Annotated in this window: 18 protein-coding genes and 1 pseudogene; 8 read left to right on the plus strand and 11 right to left on the minus strand. The window is 70.1% G+C overall.

The window, feature by feature from the left end; translation table 11 throughout:
* Positions 1 to 20: 20 nt before the first annotated feature.
* Complete coding sequence (locus OG758_RS20895) at positions 21 to 572, plus strand: hypothetical protein (RefSeq protein WP_326711405.1); 552 nt, start codon at positions 21 to 23, stop codon at positions 570 to 572.
* Here OG758_RS20895 and OG758_RS20900 read toward each other — a convergent pair.
* On the minus strand, positions 559 to 1,062 hold the full coding sequence (locus OG758_RS20900) for an ATP-binding protein (RefSeq protein ID WP_326711406.1): 504 nt from the start codon (positions 1,060 to 1,062) through the stop codon (positions 559 to 561). The two genes, OG758_RS20895 and OG758_RS20900, sit on opposite strands and share 14 nt — an antisense overlap.
* A 239-nt stretch (positions 1,063 to 1,301) precedes the next feature.
* Here OG758_RS20900 and OG758_RS20905 point away from each other — a divergent pair, with 239 nt between their 5' ends.
* Together OG758_RS20905 and OG758_RS20910 are read left to right on the plus strand one after the other, a co-directional pair.
* A complete protein-coding gene (locus OG758_RS20905) occupies positions 1,302 to 2,156 on the plus strand; it encodes a helix-turn-helix domain-containing protein (RefSeq protein WP_326711407.1) in 855 nt (284 codons plus the stop codon).
* Between the two features lie 11 nt (positions 2,157 to 2,167).
* On the plus strand, positions 2,168 to 2,359 hold the full coding sequence (locus OG758_RS20910; protein WP_326711408.1) for a hypothetical protein: 192 nt from the start codon (positions 2,168 to 2,170) through the stop codon (positions 2,357 to 2,359).
* Here the strand turns inward: OG758_RS20910 and OG758_RS20915 are convergent.
* From OG758_RS20915 to OG758_RS20930, 4 genes and pseudogenes are all read right to left on the minus strand, one after another.
* The gene (locus OG758_RS20915) at positions 2,347 to 3,054 is read right to left on the minus strand and encodes a hypothetical protein (RefSeq protein WP_326711409.1); all 708 of its coding nucleotides are present in this window, start codon (positions 3,052 to 3,054) and stop codon (positions 2,347 to 2,349) included. The genes OG758_RS20910 and OG758_RS20915 overlap by 13 nt on opposite strands.
* Before the next feature lie 25 nt (positions 3,055 to 3,079).
* A pseudogene (locus OG758_RS20920) lies at positions 3,080 to 3,528 on the minus strand (Nramp family divalent metal transporter); the annotation flags it as partial.
* 7 nt (positions 3,529 to 3,535) lie between these two features.
* Positions 3,536 to 4,042, minus strand: a complete 507-nt coding sequence (locus tag OG758_RS20925) for a hypothetical protein (protein ID WP_326711410.1) — start codon at positions 4,040 to 4,042, stop codon at positions 3,536 to 3,538.
* 39 nt (positions 4,043 to 4,081) lie between these two features.
* Entirely contained in the window at positions 4,082 to 5,362 is a 1,281-nt protein-coding gene (locus tag OG758_RS20930; protein ID WP_326711411.1) for an MFS transporter, read from the minus strand.
* Between the two features lie 88 nt (positions 5,363 to 5,450).
* Between OG758_RS20930 and OG758_RS20935 the strand changes: the two genes are divergently transcribed.
* The gene (locus OG758_RS20935; RefSeq protein WP_326711412.1) at positions 5,451 to 5,828 is read left to right on the plus strand and encodes a hypothetical protein; all 378 of its coding nucleotides are present in this window, start codon (positions 5,451 to 5,453) and stop codon (positions 5,826 to 5,828) included.
* Between the two features lie 94 nt (positions 5,829 to 5,922).
* Here OG758_RS20935 and OG758_RS20940 read toward each other — a convergent pair whose 3' ends face one another.
* From OG758_RS20940 to OG758_RS20955, 4 genes are all read right to left on the minus strand, one after another.
* Positions 5,923 to 7,404, minus strand: a complete 1,482-nt coding sequence (locus OG758_RS20940) for a GntP family permease (protein WP_326711413.1) — start codon at positions 7,402 to 7,404, stop codon at positions 5,923 to 5,925.
* A 115-nt stretch (positions 7,405 to 7,519) separates the two neighbouring features.
* Positions 7,520 to 7,930, minus strand: a complete 411-nt coding sequence (locus OG758_RS20945) for a RidA family protein (protein WP_100598214.1) — start codon at positions 7,928 to 7,930, stop codon at positions 7,520 to 7,522.
* The gene (locus tag OG758_RS20950) at positions 7,927 to 8,739 is read right to left on the minus strand and encodes an IclR family transcriptional regulator (protein WP_116510529.1); all 813 of its coding nucleotides are present in this window, start codon (positions 8,737 to 8,739) and stop codon (positions 7,927 to 7,929) included. Before OG758_RS20950 ends, OG758_RS20945 begins: the two co-directional genes overlap by 4 nt.
* Positions 8,736 to 9,788: a sugar kinase gene (locus OG758_RS20955; RefSeq protein WP_405654186.1), complete on the minus strand. Its 1,053-nt coding sequence runs from the start codon at positions 9,786 to 9,788 to the stop codon at positions 8,736 to 8,738. Before OG758_RS20955 ends, OG758_RS20950 begins: the two co-directional genes overlap by 4 nt.
* Positions 9,789 to 9,938: 150 nt before the next feature.
* Between OG758_RS20955 and OG758_RS20960 the strand changes: the two genes are divergently transcribed.
* The 4 genes from OG758_RS20960 (at position 9,939) to OG758_RS20975 (ending at position 14,903) form a co-directional block, all read left to right on the plus strand.
* The gene (locus tag OG758_RS20960) at positions 9,939 to 11,237 is read left to right on the plus strand and encodes an amino acid deaminase (protein WP_326711414.1); all 1,299 of its coding nucleotides are present in this window, start codon (positions 9,939 to 9,941) and stop codon (positions 11,235 to 11,237) included.
* Positions 11,238 to 11,442: 205 nt separating this feature from the next.
* A complete protein-coding gene (locus OG758_RS20965) occupies positions 11,443 to 13,041 on the plus strand; it encodes an N-acyl-D-amino-acid deacylase family protein (RefSeq protein ID WP_326711415.1) in 1,599 nt (532 codons plus the stop codon).
* Between the two features lie 134 nt (positions 13,042 to 13,175).
* Positions 13,176 to 14,387 (plus strand): pyridoxal phosphate-dependent aminotransferase, encoded by a 1,212-nt coding sequence (locus OG758_RS20970; RefSeq protein ID WP_326711416.1) that lies wholly within the window; start codon positions 13,176 to 13,178, stop codon positions 14,385 to 14,387.
* 96 nt (positions 14,388 to 14,483) lie between these two features.
* Positions 14,484 to 14,903, plus strand: a complete 420-nt coding sequence (locus OG758_RS20975) for an SCO4983 family protein (protein WP_326711417.1) — start codon at positions 14,484 to 14,486, stop codon at positions 14,901 to 14,903.
* An 86-nt stretch (positions 14,904 to 14,989) separates the two neighbouring features.
* Here the strand turns inward: OG758_RS20975 and OG758_RS20980 are convergent, their stop codons facing one another.
* Positions 14,990 to 16,084 carry a glycosyltransferase gene (locus OG758_RS20980; RefSeq protein ID WP_326711418.1) on the minus strand — a complete coding sequence of 365 codons (1,095 nt, stop codon included), beginning with the start codon at positions 16,082 to 16,084 and terminating at the stop codon, positions 14,990 to 14,992.
* A 167-nt stretch (positions 16,085 to 16,251) separates the two neighbouring features.
* The gene (locus tag OG758_RS20985) at positions 16,252 to 17,652 is read right to left on the minus strand and encodes a glycosyltransferase family 39 protein (RefSeq protein ID WP_326711419.1); all 1,401 of its coding nucleotides are present in this window, start codon (positions 17,650 to 17,652) and stop codon (positions 16,252 to 16,254) included.
* Between the last annotated feature and the right edge of the window lie 95 nt (positions 17,653 to 17,747).

Here is a 17,747-nt window from a genome sequence, read left to right on the forward strand (position 1 = left end):
CGCGAGGGTGGGGGTTGGTTGTGAAGAAGGTTGTCGGCGGGGTTGCGTTGGGTGCCGTCGTTGTCGGGGCCGGGCTGTGGGGTGTTCTTGGGCCGAGCGGCGCTCGGGAGGCCGAGGCCGCGTCACCGGCCGCCTTCAAGCTGTGGGCCGGGGCCGCCCATGCCGCCGTCGCGCGTGAGGGCGGGACCGCCACCTTCAATCAGCGCAACGGCAACGGAGTCTCCGGCGCCCACCAGTTCGGCCTGCGCAACGGCGGCCACGCCACCATCCGTATCCGCGATCTCGACCAGTCCCCCGAGAAAGCCACGATGCTCGAGGGCCGCACGTATTCACTGACCTTCGCCTGCGCCGGTTCGGGCAAATTCACCGTCCACGCAGTCGGCGCGAAGGCTCTGCGCCGGGACATGTACTGCACGCCCACCAAGAAGATCGAGACCGTCAGCCTGAATCATCTCGAGGGAAGCCGCATAGGCGAGCAACGGTGGGACGGGCGCATGGACCTGACCATCACCACCCAGGGAGTGCAGGGTGTCCTCTCCTGGCACGCCGCCCAGATGTTCATCGCGGACTGACCGGACCCGGCCCGCCGTACGCCGACGCCGTGCTCGTACGCGGCAACGTCGCCCACATGCGCGTACCGCCTCCCGGTTCACGTGCCGGACCGAATCCCCAGTCGCCCCCGCAGGTACGGGTGACGCAGGCCAGCAGGCGCAGCGCCGCCCTGCGCCGGGCCTCGCAGGCCGCCGCGACCCGGGCATTCGTGTGGCGCGGGTGACTGTCGTACGTGATCAGGCGCAGCGCGTCCTCGCGATAGCGCAGCGATACGTAGACCTCGGACGAGGCGGTGATCTGGCAGGCCGTTGCCGTCAGTTCGGCGATTGCCTGGAGAGCCGCGTCCAGGATGTCGCGCAGTCCGTGCGCCGCGAGCAACGTCCGGGTTGCTGCGCGGGCCATCGCGGGTGATGTGAGCGTGGAGGGGAGGGTGAGGCTGTACGTGAGGTTCTCGGGCGTGGGGGCCGTGCGGTCCGCGTGCGCGGGGCAGGCGGAAAGGGTGACCGGCATGGCGAACTCCCTTGTGGGGTGGAGTGGGCAACAGTCGGTGGCTCGTCTCCCTGACGCGAACCCGACCCTTCCAGGGAGGAAGCGTGCGGGCAGGCTCGCGCGATGCACTGCCAACTGCCGTGTGTAGCTTGTGCGTTACTTACTGTAGCGCGACTGGAGTACATGTACTACGGCCATGGGGGCATTCACCCGTCCGAGCCCCGAGGCAGACTGTCCCCATCGCCGTCACTGGAGGTCTCATGCCGCCGAGAAGCACACCGACCGAACGTCAGCGGCGCCTCGGGGCGGAGTTGCGCAAGATGCGGACCGCCGCCGGGATGACGACTGAGTTCGCCGCCGGCCTTCTCGGCGTCCCCCGCACCAATGTGCCCAACATGGAGTCCGGACGGTCCGGCATCAGCCCCGAGCGCGTCCGCACACTCGCGGCCAACTACGGCTGTGCGGACCGGAGGCTCGTGGACGCACTCGCGGACATGGCGGGCGAGCGGGTCAAAGGGTGGTGGGAGGCTTACCGGCCCCAACTACCCGCCGGATTCCTGGACATCGCGGAGCTGGAGTGGCACGCACGCAAGCTCCGCATCGCCCTCACCGTTCACCTGCCGGGGCTGATCCAGACCGAGGAACACGCGCGGGCCGTCTTCGAACATGTCATTCCGCGCCTGCCCGAGCACGCCATCGCCGTACGGGTCGCTCACCGAATGGAGCGCCAGCAAGTCCTGGACAGAGCCGATCCGCCCCGGCTCGAGCTCACCATGCACGAGGCAGCGCTCCGTATGCAGTTCGGCGGCCCCGACGTCACCAGGCTTCAGCTGGAGCACATCCTGAGCGTGGGCGAACGCCCCGACGTGTCCGTACGGGTAGTGCCGTTCAAGGCCGGCGGCTTCCCCGGGGCGGGGCAGTCGGTCGTATACGCCGAGGGGCCAGTGGCCGATCTCGACACGGTGGAACTCGATGCCACCCACGGGCCGGAATTCATCGACTCCGCGATGCAGTTGCACAAGTACCGTGCTCAGTTCCGCGCGCTGGAGGCGGTGGCCTTGCCGCCCGAGGCGTCCCGTGATCTCATCCGAACGCTCGCCGACGACCTCGTCTAGGAGAAGTCACCGTGCCGACGATCACCTGGGAAGACCCCTTCTGCGGCGAGGGCGCCAACTGCTTCCGCCTCGGTACCGACGCCGACGGCAACGCCTACATCTCCCTCGCCGGAGACGAAGAAACGTATCTCACCGACTCCCGCGAAGCGCTCCGCGCGCTCATCTTGGGCATCAAGGCCGGCGAAGCCGATCACCTGCTCTGATCCGGCTCCGTCACTCGCGGAGTGACGCCTGCGCCCGTGTCCCTATCCGCGTACCGGCCCGCCCGTACCGCCCCCGCCGCGCACACGGACGTCGCCGCCAGCAGCGTCCATTCCAGGGTCCCCATCCAGCCCGGGACCAGGTCATACGTCTTGCCGTCCGCGTAGACGCACGTCGTCTGGGCGGGGAACGGTGTGCGGTGGACCGACTGTGCCCGTTCGTAGATGCCCGTGGTGAAGGCCGAGCAGGTCTGGAGGGGGTCGCTCTTCGGGGAGCCCGTGACGAGGAACGCGAGAGCGTAGACCGCGGCGAGTGCGGCGGCGCCGGTGATCGCCAGCTTGCTCAGGCGGGACGCCGCCTTCGCGCCGCGGACGCCGGCGAGTTCCAGGGCGAGTGCGCCCAGGCCCGACACGGTCAGGACCACGACCGCCGCCCAGAAGATCCAGACGAGGGCGCCGGCGCTGGAGAGGGTCGTGCCGTCCTCGTACACGCAGCTCACGTCGGGCGGGAAGCTGCTCTCCTCCAGGCGGAAATTGCCACCCGGGCCGACCATTCCCTGGGCGCACCGCTCGTCCTGCTCGGAGATCCCGGTGACGAGCCAGGACACCGTCCACACGACGAACGTGGCCCCGAGGGCAACCCCGAAGACTCCCCACAACCGGTCGGCGTCACGCTGCGATGCACGTATGTTCGGCATGACGCGGGAGCCTAGCGAACGCTCGTCAGAAGAAGTCCGCCCAAGGCTGGTCCCGGATTTGTTGGGCGCGCAGGACTACGAAGAGCAGGCCCGCCACCGTCAGCATTCCGTTGCTCAGCCAGCTGTTGCGCCATTCTCGGGGCGTGCGGGCGGAGTTGAGGAGGCCAGACCAGGGTCAGGGCCAGGAAGGGCATGAAGGCCGCGCCCAGTACGCCGTAGAGGATGACAGGCGGAATGGCTGCCCCTGGAAGAGGAGGACGATCGGGGGAAAGTGAACCAGAGCAGGTAGGCGCGGAACGGCCAGCCCTTCTCGCGTTCGCCCGTCGCCACGTCCTCCCCCGTCACCGACACCCGGGCCGCGCGGACGCGAGCGCGGCGGTGGCGCTCCGCGAAGTCCGCGAACATCAGGCTCACCCGGTGCCACACGCCGATGAGGGACGTGAACGACGTGGCGAAGAAGCCGACGAGGAAGATGTGCCGGTCAGTCCTCGAAGTACGCGTCCAGGACCTTGTCGAGCTCGTCCGCCCACTCCTGGGCCCGCGCCTTGTTCGGGGCCTCCACGTCGTTCGGGTACCAGCGGCTGTCCGGGGTGTGGACCGTGACGGTGAGGCGGCGCCGGGACGTGCCGACCTCGACCGCACCGATCTCGTCCCAGTGGAACTCGGCCTCCTGGTCGTCGAGTTGGAGGCGTACGCCGGTCGCGTCCGCGGTGATCGAGCCGCGGCGGTCGGAGGCGGTGAAGTCCGGGCCGGCCGCGTCGGCGGACGGGGCGTCGGTCGGGGCGTCGGCCACGTCCTCGGCGGGCTCCGGTTCCGGCTCCGTGTCCAGCTCCTCCGCCGGTTCCGTCGACTCCGTCTTCTCCAGGGACAGAGCCTTCTCCTCCGTCTCCGGGGCCTGGCGCGGGGGCGTGAGGCCGGGGACGGAGGCCGGGTCGGCTCCGGCGGCGTCTACGGGCGTGACCTTCTGAGTGTCTATGCGCTGCTCCACGGAGCGAAGTATGGCGGACGAGCCTGTGGGGCGGGACCCTCAGCCCTGCGGAAGATCCGTGCGTCGCCGCACCGGGGAGAAGCAGACCGGCAGGAAAGCCAGGGCGAGGCACGCGCCGCCCACCCAGAGTGTCGTGCGGAGCGACGTCAGTTCCGTGAGGACGCCGGAGAGGGCCGAACCGATCGCGAGCGCCCCCATGAACATGAAGCGGAAAGTGGCGTTCATGCGGCCGAGCAGGCTGTCATCGGTCATGCGCTGGCGCAGGCTCACGCCGAGGACGTTGGTCATGCCCGTACGCACGGCCGAGACGAACCAGCCCGCGCCCGCCACGAGCAGCCACGGTCCCCGGTCGATGAGCGGCACGAGCAGGCCCGCCGGCGCCAGCCACAGGCCCGCCGAGCCGAGGGTGCGGCCGAGGCCGAGGCGGGCGGCGACCGGGCGGGCGCAGCGGGCGCCGAGGAGGACTCCGGCGCCGCCCGCCGCCCAGAAGAGGCCCAGCGCGCTTGCCGGGAGGCCGAGTTGGCGGACGAAGAGCAGGGGCAGCATCGTGTTGATGACCGTGGAGCCGAAGTTGATCAGTGAGCCGTTGAGCGCGAGGGCGCGCAGTTCGCTGTTGCCGACGACGTGACGCAGGCCCTGGGCGATCTGGGTGTGCAGCCGGACGCGTACGGAGAGCGTGGGCGGCGCGGGGCCGCGGCCGATCGGGGTCAGGCCCAGGGCCGAGGCGAGATAGCTCGCCGCCGCGACCGCCAGAGCGACGGGTGCGGTGAGGAGTTGGACCAGGCCGCCGCCGGCGCTCCGCCCGCCGATTCCGGTGAGGCCTTCGAGGGTGACGAAGGCGGCGTTGGCCTGGACGAGGTGGTCCTTGCCGACAAGTTGGGGCACCACGCTGTGCGAGCCGACGTCGAAGAAGACGGTGGCGCAGCCGTTGGGCAGGACGACCGCGTAGAGCTGCCCGAGGGTGAGGGCGTCGAGCCACCAGGCGAGCGGGACCGAGGCGAAGAGCAGGCCGCGTACGAGGTCCGCGACGATCAGGACGCGGCGCTGGCGCATCCGGTCGACCCAGGCCCCGGAGGGGAGGCCGATCAGCAGGAAGGCGGCGGTGCTGAGGGTGGCGAGGGCGCCGATCTGGCCGGGGCTCGCGTGGAGTTCGGTGACGGCGAGGAGCGGTACGGCGACGTAGCTGACGTTCGTGCCGATCTGACTCAGCACGCTCGCGCCGAACAGGGAGCGGAAGGCGGGGGTCCGCCAGAGGCTCGGGGAATCGCCGGTCCGGGTGAGCCCGTCCGCCGCCGCCTGGCGTCTGCCGGTCGTCTTCACTGCGCGCCGCCCCCTGTGTGCCGGTGAGTTCGGCGACAACAGTGCCCAAGCCAAGCACGCGGAACAAATGGATAGCTGACTGGTGGTGATGGAAACGATGAACCTCACCGCCCCGTCCCGCCGTCGCAACGGCCTGCTTGTCGGCGTCGTCGTGCTGACCGTCGCGTCGGCCGCGCTGCTTGCCGCCCATGTGTCCTTCGACGGGGACACGTTCCGGCACTGCAGGTACCTGGGGCCCTCGGCGCGGATGTACGTGACCGCGTGGGCGGCGCCCCTCTGCAGTGTGGCCGCGCTGGTGACGTGTGCGGGCGCGGTCCGGGGGCGTGGGTGTGCGTGGCCGGTCATGGTGTGCGCGGTTCTCGGCCTGTTGTTGCTGTGCGTTCAGGTCGTGGCGCTCTACTGGGTGTACGCGCCTGATCCCTCGGGGGGTTACGACTGTTCCGGGCTCGCGGGCCTCAAGCAGTGAGGCGTCGGGCCGGCGGAGGAGTGCTCCGCCGGCCCGACGCCTCAGCAGTCGGTGCGCGGTCCGCGTCCTGGACGAAGGCACACGGCCCCGTGTCCTAGACGAAGAGGCTGATCACCGCCGCCACCGCGAATCCCGCGACGGACAGGACCGACTCCAGGACCGTCCACGTCTTGAGCGTGTCGCGTTCCGAGATGCCGAAGTACTTCGCGACCATCCAGAAGCCGCCGTCGTTGACGTGCGAGGCGAAGATGGAGCCCGCCGAGATGGCCATGATGACGAGGGCCGTGAAGGGCTGGGAGTAGTGGCCCGCCTCGATGAGGGGCAGGACGATGCCGGCCGTCGTGACGATCGCGACCGTGGCCGAGCCCTGGGCGACGCGCAGGACCAGGGAGATCAGGTAGGCGAGGACGAGGACGGGCAGGCCCACGTTGTTGAACGTGTCGGAGAGGGCCTGGGCGACGCCGCTGCCCTTGAGGACCGCGCCGAAGATGCCGCCCGCGCCGACCACCAGGAGGATGTTGGCGACCGGCTTCAGGGAAGCCGTGGACACCGTCTCCAGGGACTTGCGGGACCAGCCGCGGCGGATGCCCAGCAGGTAGTAGGCCAGGAGCAGGGCGATCGTCAGGGCGACGAAGGGGTGGCCGAAGAACTCGATGACCGAGCGGACCGTGGAGGGGTCGAGGGCGATCGAGGAGAACGTGGCCAGGAGGATCAGGACGAGCGGGGTGCCGATGATCGCCAGGACGGTGCCGAGCGGGACCGGCTTCTCGGTCGGCTTCACGCCGGCCTTGCGCTGCTCCTCGACGAGCGCGGCCTTGGCCTCGTCGGCGGCCTCGACCATGTCCTGCGGGACGGGCACGAAGATGCGCTTGCCGATCCACGCGGACCAGGCCCAGGCGGCGAGCACCGCGGGGATGCCGCAGATGATGCCCATGAGGATGACCCAGCCGAGCTGCACGTGGAGCAGCCCGGCGGCCGCGACGGGGCCGGGGTGCGGGGGCAGGAACGCGTGGGTCATCGACAGGCCGGCGAGCAGCGGCATGGCGTAGAGGACGATCGACTTGCCGCCGCGCTTGGCGGCCGCGTAGACGATCGGCGCGAGGACGAAGATGCCGACGTCGAAGAAGACCGGGATACCGAAGATGAGGCCGGTGAGGCCCATGGCGAGGGGGGCGCGCTTCTCGCCGAAGAGGTTCAGGAGGCGGGACGCCAACACCTCGGCGCCGCCGGAGACTTCGAGCACCGCGCCGAGCATGGTGCCGAGTCCGATGATGATCGCCACATGGCCGAGGGTGCCGCCCATGCCGGACTCGATGAGGGAGACGGCGTCGGACTTCTGGACTGTGCCGAACAGCTCGGTGACGGAGAGGCCGGCCGCGAGGCCGACGGCTATGGAGACCGTCAGGAGGGCCAGGAAGGGCTGGAGCCTGACCTTGATGATCAGGAAGAGCAGAAGGGCGATGCCGAGCGCAGCGCAGGTGAGCAGGCCCGCGGTGCCGCCGATGAACGTCAGGAGACCGCCGGTATGAGGTGGCGCGGGGGCGGGGGCGGTCGCGGCGAGAGGCAGGAGGGACATGAGGGGGGACCTCGTAATTCCATGCGGCTTTCAGGGCAGGGGGGATCGCGGTGCGGCGCCTCGGGGACAGGCGCCGCACCGCGATGACTTACGGGTTACGGGTGTTGCGAAGGCGTCAGCTCAGGACGGCGAGCGCGTCGATCTCGATGAGGAGACCCTTGGGGAGACCGACGTAGACGGTGGTGCGGGCGGAGGCCGGGGCCTTGAGGCCCTGCTCCTCGAAGTACGCGTTGTAGATCGCGTTCATCTCGGCGAAGTGGTCGACGTCGGTGAGGTAGACGCGCATCATCATGACGTCGTCCCAGGTGGCGCCGCCCTCTTCGAGGATCGCCTTGACGTTGGCGAAGGTCTGGAGGGTCTGCTCGCGCAGGGTCGGGCCCGCGGGGGTGGGGGCCTGGCCCTCCACGGCCGGCAGGAAGCCGACCTGGCCCGCGACCTGAAGGATGTTGCCCTTCTTGACGCCGTGCGAGAACTTCGCGGGAGGGGTCGTGTGCGTGGCGGGGGTGAGCGCGGTCTTCTCGGTCATCGTGAGGTGGCTTCCTTGGTGGGGGCTTCTTTGCTGGCGGCCTTGGTGGTGGCCTCTTTGGAGCCGGGTACGGCTCCGGAGTACTCCCGGCTGATCGCGTCGGCCGTACGGCGGACCAGCGGGAGCAGGGTGAGGAGTTCCTCGGCCGTGACGACCACGTTCGGTGCGGAGACCGACATGGCGGCGACGACGCGGCCGTCCGCACCCCGGATGGGCGCTCCGACGCAGTTGATGGACTCCTCGTGGCCGCCGAGGTCGGTGGCCCAGCCCTGTTCGCGGACGACGGCGAGTTCCTTGAGGAAGGCGCCGGCGTTCGGGGTCGAACGGGCCGTGTACGTGGGGTAGTCGAGCTTCTCGGCGATGGCGCGGCGCTCGGCTTCGGAGAGGTCGGCGAGGAGGAGCTTGGCGACGGCGGCGACCGTGATGGCCACCGGCTTGCCGATGCGCGAGTACATGCGGACCGGGTAGCGGCTCTCCACCTTGTCGATGTAGAGGACCTCGTTCTCCTCGTACACGGCGAGGTGGACCGTGTGGCCGCACTTCTCGTTGAGCGCGGTGAGGTGGGGGTGGGCGATCTCACGGACGTCGAGGTTCTCGACGGCTTCCTGGGCGAGGGCGAACAGGCGCGCGCCGAGGCGGTAGCGCTGGTCGGACTGGCGGTAGACCAGGCCGTGTTCGTGGAGGGTCCGCAGCAGGCGCAGTGCCGTGGACTTGTGGACGCCGAGGCGGTCGGCGACCTGGCCCAGGTCCGCGGGGCCCTCGGCGAGCAGCGGCAGGATGCTCAGCGCTCGGTCGACTGTCTGGCTCATGGCGTACGTACCTCCTCCGCGGCCCTGTCGGCGGTCCAGCCGGGGCCGAGGTGCAGTGTCCCCCAGGAGGCGTCGTCGAGGTCGGCGAGGCGGTCGGCGTGGGCGCGGCTCGGGGGCGCGGCGAGGTCGCCGGGAGTGGTGAGGGCGGCGGCGGCCATGAGGTGGCCGTGGCGCAGCCGGGCGGGTACGGGGAGGCCGCGCAGGGCGCCGGAGAGGTAACCGGCGGCGAAGGCGTCGCCGGCGCCGACCGCGGCGACGACGTCCACGCGGGGGGCGGGCTCGGTGTGGCGTACGCCATGTTCGTCGTAGGCGACCGCGCCGTCGGCGCCGCGCTTGACGACGAGCGTCGCGGGTTCGGGAAGGGCGGCGCGGATCGCGTCGGGGCCGCCGGTGATGCCCCAGGCGTCCTCGGCCTCGTCCTCGCCGACGAAGACGAGGTCGGCGCCGCGGGCCAGGTCGAGCAGGACGCGGGCGTCGTCGGGGTGGGACCACAGGCCGGGGCGGTGGTTGACGTCGAAGGAGACGAGGGGCCGGCCGGCGGGGGTGCGGGCGGTGAGGTCGGCGGTGAGGTCGAGGCAGCCGGCGGAGAGCGCGGGCGTGATCCCGGACAGGTGCAGGACGCGGCCGGAGCGGATCGCGGCCAGGTCCATGTTCTGGCTGGTCATCGCGGAGGCGGCGGATCCGGCGCGGTAGTAGGCGACTTCGTGGGCGTCGGTCGCGCGGTCGCCGGCCGTGCGGAAGTAGATGCCGGTGGGGCGGGCGGGGTCGCGGCGTACGGCGGAGGTGTCGACGCCGTACGCGCCGATCGCCTCGACCAGGTGGTCGCCGAAGCCGTCGGCGCCGACGCGGCTGACCCAGCGGACGGTGTGTCCGGCGGCGGCGAGCACGCACGCCACGTTGGACTCGGCTCCGCCGATGCCGCGGTCGAAGGACGGTACGTCGGCGAGGCGTCCGGGTACGGAGGGCACGAAGGTGACCATGGACTCGCCGAGCGTGACGACATCCACGGGTGCGTGGTGCGCGGGGGCGGCGGGTCCGGTGACGGTCACGGTGGTTCGGGCTCCTCGTGGGATCTGGGCTCATGCAGGAGGGGTCAACGGCTCCGTTGACCCGGCGTTGGCTCGGATGTTAGACAGCAGTAAGCGACATACGCAATGACCGTTGCAACATTTGCAACGGCCTTCTTACGAGGAGGCTCCATGGCCGCCGACAGCGCCGTCAACGCCGTAGCCCGTCTCAGGGATCTGGATCTCGAGCGGGTCGACCACCGCTTCAAGGGGCTGCCCCCGGACGCGGAAGGCCTGACCGTCGGCGAGCTCGCGGCCGAGCGCCGCAACCTCTTCACCGGCGGCTTCACGACCCCGGTCCTCGCACTCTCCGCCGAGCGCCTCGAGCACAACCTCGCGCTCATGGAGACATACGCCACTCGCCACGGCCTGGCCTTCGCGCCGCACGGCAAGACCTCGATGGCGCCGCAGCTCTTCCATCGCCAGATCGAGCGCGGCGCGTGGGGCATCACCCTCGCCGTCCCGCACCAGGTGCGGGTCGCCCGTGCCTTCGGCATCGAGCGGATCTTCCTCGCGAACGAGCTCGTCGACCCGGCCGCCCTGCACTGGCTCGCGGGCGAACTCGACCGCGACCCCGACTTCCGCTTCATCTGTTACGTCGACTCGGTGCGCGGCGTCGAGCTGATGGACGCCGCCCTCGCCGAGGCCGGGGCCACGCGGCCGGTCGACGTGGTCGTGGAGCTGGGCGCGGGCGAGGGCGCGCGCACGGGCGTGCGGACCGAGGCCGAGTGCTTCGACCTCGCGAACGCCGTCGCGGCGGCGGACACGCTGCGCCTGGTCGGCGTCGCCGGTTACGAGGGCGAGGTGCCCGACGCGTCGCCCGAGAAGGTCGGGGCGTGGCTGCGCCGGCTCACCGGGCTGCTCGTCGACTTCGACAAGGCGAGCCGCTTCGCGGACCTGGACGAGATCGTGGTCAGCGCGGGCGGCAGCGCCTGGTTCGACACGGTGGCGGAGGTGTTCGCCGAGCTGCCCGAACTCTCCGCGCCCGTAATGAAGTTGCTGCGCTCGGGCGCGTACGTGTCGCACGACGACGGCCACTACAAGCACCTCACGCCGTTCAACCGGGTCCCCGAAGAGGGCGCGCTGCACCCGGCGTTCCGGCTGTGGGCGCAGGTCGTCTCGCGCCCGACGCCGACGCAGGCATTCACGAACGCGGGCAAGCGCGACGCGGCGTACGACCTTGATCTGCCCGAGGCGCAGGTCGTGCGGGACGCCCGTACGGGCGAGGTGCGCGAGGCCACCGGCGTGACGGTGACGGGGCTTTCCGACCAGCACGGCTGGGTGCGCACGGACGGGGGCGAGGACCTGGCGGTGGGCGACTGGCTCGGTATGGGCCTGTCGCACCCGTGCACGTCGTTCGACAAGTGGCCGCTGATTCCTCTCGTCGAGGCGGACGGCACGGTTGTGGACTACGTCCGGACGTTCTTCTAGGTCTTCCGCGGCTCCGTGGGGACTGGTCGTGCCCCCGCGGCGGAGCCGCTGATGGGCGCTGCCCCGCGCCCCTGAAGGCATGCGCCGCGCGCAGCCTTCCCCGATGAGATGCCGCACGAAGTGCGCATCTCAGGGGCGCGGGGAACTGCGCGACCAGCCCCGACGCACCCGCACCCGAACACCCGCGCCCAAGAGAGGCACCCCCATGGACCTGGTCATCCGCGACGCGCGCGTCATCGACGGCACCGGAGGCGCCTCCTACCGGGCCGACGTCGGCGTCCAGGACGGCCGCGTCACCACGATCCACCGGGAGGGCGACGGCGGCCCCCGTCCCTCGGCCCGGAGAACGCTGGAAGCGTCAGGCCTCGCCCTGTCCCCCGGCTTCATCGACATGCACGCCCACAGTGACCTGGCGCTGCTGCGCGACCCGGACCACAGCGCGAAGGCCGCGCAGGGCGTCACGCTCGAAGTCCTCGGCCAGGACGGCCTCTCGTACGCGCCGGTCGACGACCGCACGCTCGCCGAGGTCCGCCGCGCGATCACCGGCTGGAACGGTGACGGCAGCGACATCGACTTCGACTGGCGCACGGTCGGCGAGTACCTGGACCGCCTGGACCGCGGCATCGCGGTCAATGCCGCGTACCTGATCCCACAGGGCACCGTACGGATGTACGCGGTGGGCTGGGGCGACCGCGACGCGACGCCCGAGGAGCTCGACCGCATGCGGCAGCTCGTCGCCGAGGGCATGGAGCAGGGCGCCGTCGGCATGTCGTCCGGCCTCACCTACACGCCGGGCATGTACGCGAAGGACGCCGAACTCACCGAGCTGTGCCGGGTCGTGGCCTCGTACGACGGCTACTACTGTCCGCACCACCGCTCGTACGGCGCCGGGGCGCTCGACGCGTACCGGGAGATGGTGGAACTCACCCGCGAGGCGGGCTGCCCGCTCCATCTCGCGCACGCCACCATGAACTTCGGGGTGAACAAGGGCAAGGCGCCCGACCTGATCTCCCTGCTCGACGCGGCGCTCGCCGACGGCGCCGACATCTCGCTCGACACCTACCCGTACACGCCGGGCAGCACGACGCTCGTCGCGATGCTGCCGAGCTGGGCGAGCGAGGGCGGCCCCGACGAGATCATGAAGCGGCTGCAGGACGACGCGACCGCCGAGAAGATCCGGCACCACATGGAGGTCATCGGGGCGGACGGCTGCCACGGTGTGCCCATCGAGTGGGACGCGATCGAGATCTCCGGTGTGTCCGGCCCGGGGCTCGCGTCCTGCGTCGGCAAGACGGTCCAGGAGTCGGCCGACCTGCGCGGCGAGGCGCCGTGGGTGACCGCGCGCCGTCTGCTCATCGACGACAGGCTGGGCTCGACGATCCTCCAGCACGTCGGCCACGAGGAGAACGTCCGGGCGATCATGCAGCACCCGGTGCACACGGGCGGCAGCGACGGCATCCTCCAGGGCTTCAAGCCGCACCCGCGCGCGTACGGCACGTTCCCGCACTACCTGGGCCGCTACGCGCGCGAGCTCGGGATCATGTCGCTGGAGGAGACGGTCGCCCACCTCACGTCGCGTCCCGCGGCCCGGCTGCGCCTGGCCGACCGCGGCCTGGTCCGCGAGGGCTACCGCGCCGACCTGGTCCTCTTCGACCCCGAGACGGTCGCGGCGGGCTCGACGTTCGAGGCGCCGCGCACGCTCCCCGTGGGCATCCCGCACGTCCTGATCGACGGGAAGTTCGTGATGGAGGACGGGCGCCGCACGGATGTGCTCGCGGGGCGGTCGGTCCGCAGGACGGCGTAACCGTCCCGGACGGCCGGGCCGGGCGCGGGGCACCGCGCCCACCCGCGACTACGCCCCGGAAGCGGCCGCCCGCGCCGCCCCACGTGTCCGAAAACACGAAGCGCCCTGCCATACCCGGCCGTAAGCTCACGGATATGCAGGTGATCCAGTCGACGAAGCTCGCCAATGTCTGTTACGAGATCCGGGGCCCGGTGCTCGAGGAGGCGATGCGTCTGGAGGCAGCGGGCCACCGCATCCTCAAGCTCAACACCGGCAACCCGGCCGCGTTCGGCTTCGAGTGCCCGCCCGAGATCCTCGAGGACATGCTCCGCAACCTCGGCGACGCGCACGGCTACGGGGACGCGAAGGGCTTGCTCGCGGCCCGCCGCGCGGTGATGATGCACTACCAGACCCTGGGCGTGGAGACGGACGTCGAGAACGTCTTCATCGGCAACGGCGTCTCCGAGCTGATCGTGATGGCGATGCAGGGGCTCCTCGACGACGGTGACGAGGTCCTCGTCCCGGCGCCGGACTACCCCCTGTGGACGGCCGCGGTCTCCCTCTCCGGCGGCACGGCCGTGCACTACCGCTGCGACGAGCAGTCCGACTGGATGCCCGATCTCGCCGACGTGGAGCGGAAGATCACCGACCGCACCAAGGCGATCGTGATCATCAACCCGAACAACCCGACGGGCGCCGTCTACAGCGACGACATGTTGCGCGGCCTGACCGACATCGCCCGCCGCCACAACCTCCTGGTCTGCTCGGACGAGATCTACGACAAGATCCTCTACGACGGCGCGACACACACGCCGACCGCCGCCATCGCCCCCGACCTGCTGACCCTCACCTTCAACGGCATGTCGAAGGCGTACCGGGTGGCCGGTTACCGCGTGGGCTGGATGGCGATCTCCGGGCCGCGCGCGCACGCCGACTCGTACATCGAGGGCCTCACGATCCTGGCGAACATGCGACTGTGCGCGAACATGCCGGGCCAGCACGGCGTCGTCGCGGCGCTCACCGGACGCCAGACGATCACCGACCTGGTGCTGCCGGGCGGCCGTCTGAAGGAACAGCGGGACGTCGCGTACGAGCTGCTGACGCAGATCCCGGGCGTGACGTGTGTGAAGCCGAAGGGCGCGCTGTACCTCTTCCCGCGACTCGACCCGAAGGTGTTCAAGGTCAAGGACGACCGGCAGATGGTCCTCGACCTGCTGCGCGCCGAGAAGATCATGGTCGTGCACGGTACGGGGTTCAACTGGCCGGAGCCGGATCACTTCCGGGTGGTCACGCTGCCGACGGTCGGCCAGCTCACCGAGGCCGTGACCCGTATAGGGCGCTTCCTGGACGGCTACGGCCAGCCCTGAGGGCGGGCCGCCTGAGGCTCTTTCGGGGACAAGACTCAACTTTAGACTGAATCTAAGCTAGGATGGTCTTCAAGCTACCCGCCTGGAGGCCATCCCATGTACGAGCCGATCCGCAGCGCCTCCCCCCGCAGGCCCCTCCACGCCATGGCCGGCTCCGGCGACTTCCCCCACCGCTCCCGCGAGGAGGAGCTCGACATCCAGCTCGCGGGGCACCTGGCCGCCCTGCTCGCGGTCACCGACGAGCTCGGCCTGGGCGAGGTGGGCGACCGCATCGCCGACCAGGTCGCCCGACTGCGCGGCACGCCGCCCGCCCGGCACACCGGCCGAACCGATGCACCCGCACTCGCGCTCCACCGCCGCGCCCATGCCCTCGCGGGCCGCGCACTGGTGGTGGCCGCGTCCCGCGCCGACACGGCGGCCGCGATCCTCGCGGCCGAGCAGATGGACGCGCACACGGCGGCGATCACCGCCGCCACCACCCCCGCCGCACCCGCTCGACTGGTCGGCGCCCTCTGACGGCCCCGGTCCGCGGGCCGGGGAGGCGCGCGGACCGGGTGCCATTCATGTACCGCACCCGACGACCTGGCGGCCGCCGGATCGGGTCAGGCGTCCACGAGCTCCCTCGAACCCAGCTTCTCTCGTGACGATTCGAGGTTGCGGGTCACCCGGTCGAGGTGATCGGGGGGCACCTTGCCGCTCTCGAGGAGGCGTTGGCTGCAGCGCGCCGACTCCTCGTATTCTCCGGTCCAGTAGGCGGCAACGGCGAGTTCGTCGAGTGAGTGCCACTCGTACCATTCGAACTCGACGAACAAAGTGTCTTTCGGGTACGGAATCTGCGCCGCTTGCCGCGCGTACATGTACGCAAGTGGCCAGCGCTCGCCGTTCATGCGGCAATAGCGCGCGAGTCCACCGAGGGCTTCGCCGCCGCGCGAGGGACGGCTTTCGTACGCGCGGAGGTAGCGGTCGATCACCTGAGCCGGCGGCCGGCCGATCTCTGCCGCGAGCCGTGCGCCGTAGAGGTGAGCACAGAAGACTTCCTCGGCGTAGCCGCCCATGCGTGCCCGGCGGTCGTAGGCGGCGAGTGACTTCTTCGGCTCTCCGGCATCGCGCCAGCTCTGGGCGAGGTAGAAGACGTAGCGGGAGTTGTCGGGTTCCTTGATCAGGCCTTTCTGAAGGATCTTGGCGTCCCGCAGGTACTTCTTCCGCTGGCCTTCCTCCTTCAGGCGTGCGCCGCCCCCCACCGAGAGGATGTTGGCGCCCTTGAACGTCCCGAGGCTGTGCGACGCTCCGCACTCGATGTACTCGTGCAGGACGCCGACGTAGCGCCAGGGCAGCCGAGTCGAGACCAGGGCCTGACGCCAGTGGATGAGCGTCCCGCTGTGCAGTGCGACATGGTAGGCGTCGTGAGTCAGCTCCGGCATGCGAAAGCCGGACTCCACCTCCATCAGGTCGTCGGCGTCGATGAACAGCAGATAGTCGGCTTCGGAGCGTGCCAGGTCGATCGCCTCGCTGCGGCTCCCGTCGTATCCCTTCCAGGGTCTTTCGTGCAGGGCGCCGGGCAGATCGCTGAAGACGTCACGGATGACGTCCTGGGTGCCGTCGGTCGAGCCCGTGTCCAGGATGACCCAGGTGTCGATCAAAGGGCGCACGGATTCGAGGCAGCGGCGGATGACATGGGCCTCGTTCTTGACGATCATGTTCAAGCAGATCGTTGATTTCACAGGTTCCATCCAGCTCTGTGAGGTAAATCAGCGAAAAGGAAAGACAACTGACTGCACACCACCGGCCAGGCAGGCGCGTCGAGTTGACGCGGGAAGGCACGCGGCACTGTTCCCGCGGTAACGCCCAGCAGGATCGGGCTCCATCACTTACGCTCCAGCAGCGCCACAGTCAGACCACTGAGGGGGACCGTCCCGGTGGTGTTGTACTGCGCACGCAGCGCCATGGCCTGATCTGCGGGGACCGCACTCAAGGGGTCCGGATCATTGCCCGGTACCACCACCCAGATTCGACTCTCGCCTCTCAGGCACGTGACCGGCACCGGACAATAAGTCGGAAACAGTTCGTTGTTCGCGGCCGCCGGTGTGGCGACGAATACTTCCCGCAGATTCAGACCGGGTCGCAGATAGTAGCGAACTCCCTGGTCGAGCATCCATGGAGCTCCCTTGACATAGACCGCCGCATCCCCGGAGTGGTAATACTTTTCGATGGTCCGCGCGGCCGCCTTGTAGTCCGCATTGTGCGGGACGTCGTGCTCGAATTCCCCTCTCATCCTGAGCTGGTCGGGCAGCACGAGCAGACCGACCACGGCCAGAACCACGCCAACCGTCAGCCAGGACCGCGCCACCCGGGCAAGGCCGACCCCCGCCAGCACCGTCCAGGCCGGCACCGTGAACAGGGCGTACTGATAGCGGAAGTAGGAGACATCTCCGTGGGACGCCGCCCACAGCACGAAAGGAGGCAGCACGGCCCCGGTGAAGCACAGCAGAAGGGCATCGCGGCGCTCCTTCCATGCCATGACGGCCAGCGTGATCACCACTCCGGCACACAGGCCGGAGGCGAATACCTCGGGCCAGATGTCGACCAGGCCCCACAGGTCCGGCTCAGGAACCCAGAAGAGCTGGCGGGACGCCTGCGACGTGCCCAGCACGACCACCGGGATCACACCGGCCGCACCGGCCAGAGCCGCGAGGCAGAAGCGCCACAGGACGCCGCCCTCCCGGCGGGCTCGGTGGACGACCGCGGCGAAGTGCCCCGCCAGAACGGTCAGCGCGATCAGGTGCAGCAGCCCGACGACCGCCACACACAGGGCATACCCCACCCAACGCCACCAGCGCCTCGGTGCATCGAGGGCGCGGAGCAGCAGGAACGTCGCCAAGGTCACGGCCAGGACCACCAGGGCGTAACTGCGCGCCTCCTGAGCGAACCGGCTCACGACGGGGATCAGGGCGAAAAGCAACCCGCCGCACATCCCGGCACGCGGGCCGAAGAGCCTGCGCCCGATCAAGGCCACCAGAGCCGCTGTTCCGCTCATGGCCAGCGCCGAGGGCATGCGCATGGCTGTCTCCGAGTCACCGAAGACGGCCATCCACCCGTGCATCAGAACGTAGTACGTGGCATGCACCGCGTCGACGTTGTGCAGCATCGCCAGAGTCTGGCCCATGCTGCGACGACCCACGTCCGAGGTGACGAGCTCATCGGTGCCCAGCTGAGGGCCGTCGATCCGGAGGCACGCGATCGCCAGCGTGGTCAGCGCCGGCCACATCCATAGACCGACAGATGCCCCAAGGAGCCGTTTCCGCCTCGTGGTCTCCGGCTGAGTCTCTGCGTTCTGAACAGGACGGGTAAGGGTTGTCACGG

Origin of the sequence: Streptomyces sp. NBC_01474, from assembly GCF_035918215.1 — a bacterium.
In the GTDB taxonomy this organism is placed as follows: domain Bacteria; phylum Actinomycetota; class Actinomycetes; order Streptomycetales; family Streptomycetaceae; genus Streptomyces; species Streptomyces aureus.

Coding starts and splice junctions, on each gene's coding strand:
- OG758_RS20900 (WP_326711406.1), bottom strand. CDS start 1,062: ATGCCGGTCACCCTTTCCGCCTGCCCCGCGCACGCGGACCGCACGGCC.
- OG758_RS20905 (WP_326711407.1), top strand. CDS start 1,302: ATGCCGCCGAGAAGCACACCGACCGAACGTCAGCGGCGCCTCGGGGCG.
- OG758_RS20915 (WP_326711409.1), bottom strand. CDS start 3,054: ATGCCGAACATACGTGCATCGCAGCGTGACGCCGACCGGTTGTGGGGA.
- OG758_RS20935 (WP_326711412.1), top strand. CDS start 5,451: ATGGAAACGATGAACCTCACCGCCCCGTCCCGCCGTCGCAACGGCCTG.
- OG758_RS20940 (WP_326711413.1), bottom strand. CDS start 7,404: ATGTCCCTCCTGCCTCTCGCCGCGACCGCCCCCGCCCCCGCGCCACCT.
- OG758_RS20945 (WP_100598214.1), bottom strand. CDS start 7,930: ATGACCGAGAAGACCGCGCTCACCCCCGCCACGCACACGACCCCTCCC.
- OG758_RS20950 (WP_116510529.1), bottom strand. CDS start 8,739: ATGAGCCAGACAGTCGACCGAGCGCTGAGCATCCTGCCGCTGCTCGCC.
- OG758_RS20960 (WP_326711414.1), top strand. CDS start 9,939: ATGGCCGCCGACAGCGCCGTCAACGCCGTAGCCCGTCTCAGGGATCTG.
- OG758_RS20965 (WP_326711415.1), top strand. CDS start 11,443: ATGGACCTGGTCATCCGCGACGCGCGCGTCATCGACGGCACCGGAGGC.
- OG758_RS20970 (WP_326711416.1), top strand. CDS start 13,176: ATGCAGGTGATCCAGTCGACGAAGCTCGCCAATGTCTGTTACGAGATC.
- OG758_RS20975 (WP_326711417.1), top strand. CDS start 14,484: ATGTACGAGCCGATCCGCAGCGCCTCCCCCCGCAGGCCCCTCCACGCC.
- OG758_RS20980 (WP_326711418.1), bottom strand. CDS start 16,084: ATGATCGTCAAGAACGAGGCCCATGTCATCCGCCGCTGCCTCGAATCC.
- OG758_RS20985 (WP_326711419.1), bottom strand. CDS start 17,652: ATGTGGCCGGCGCTGACCACGCTGGCGATCGCGTGCCTCCGGATCGAC.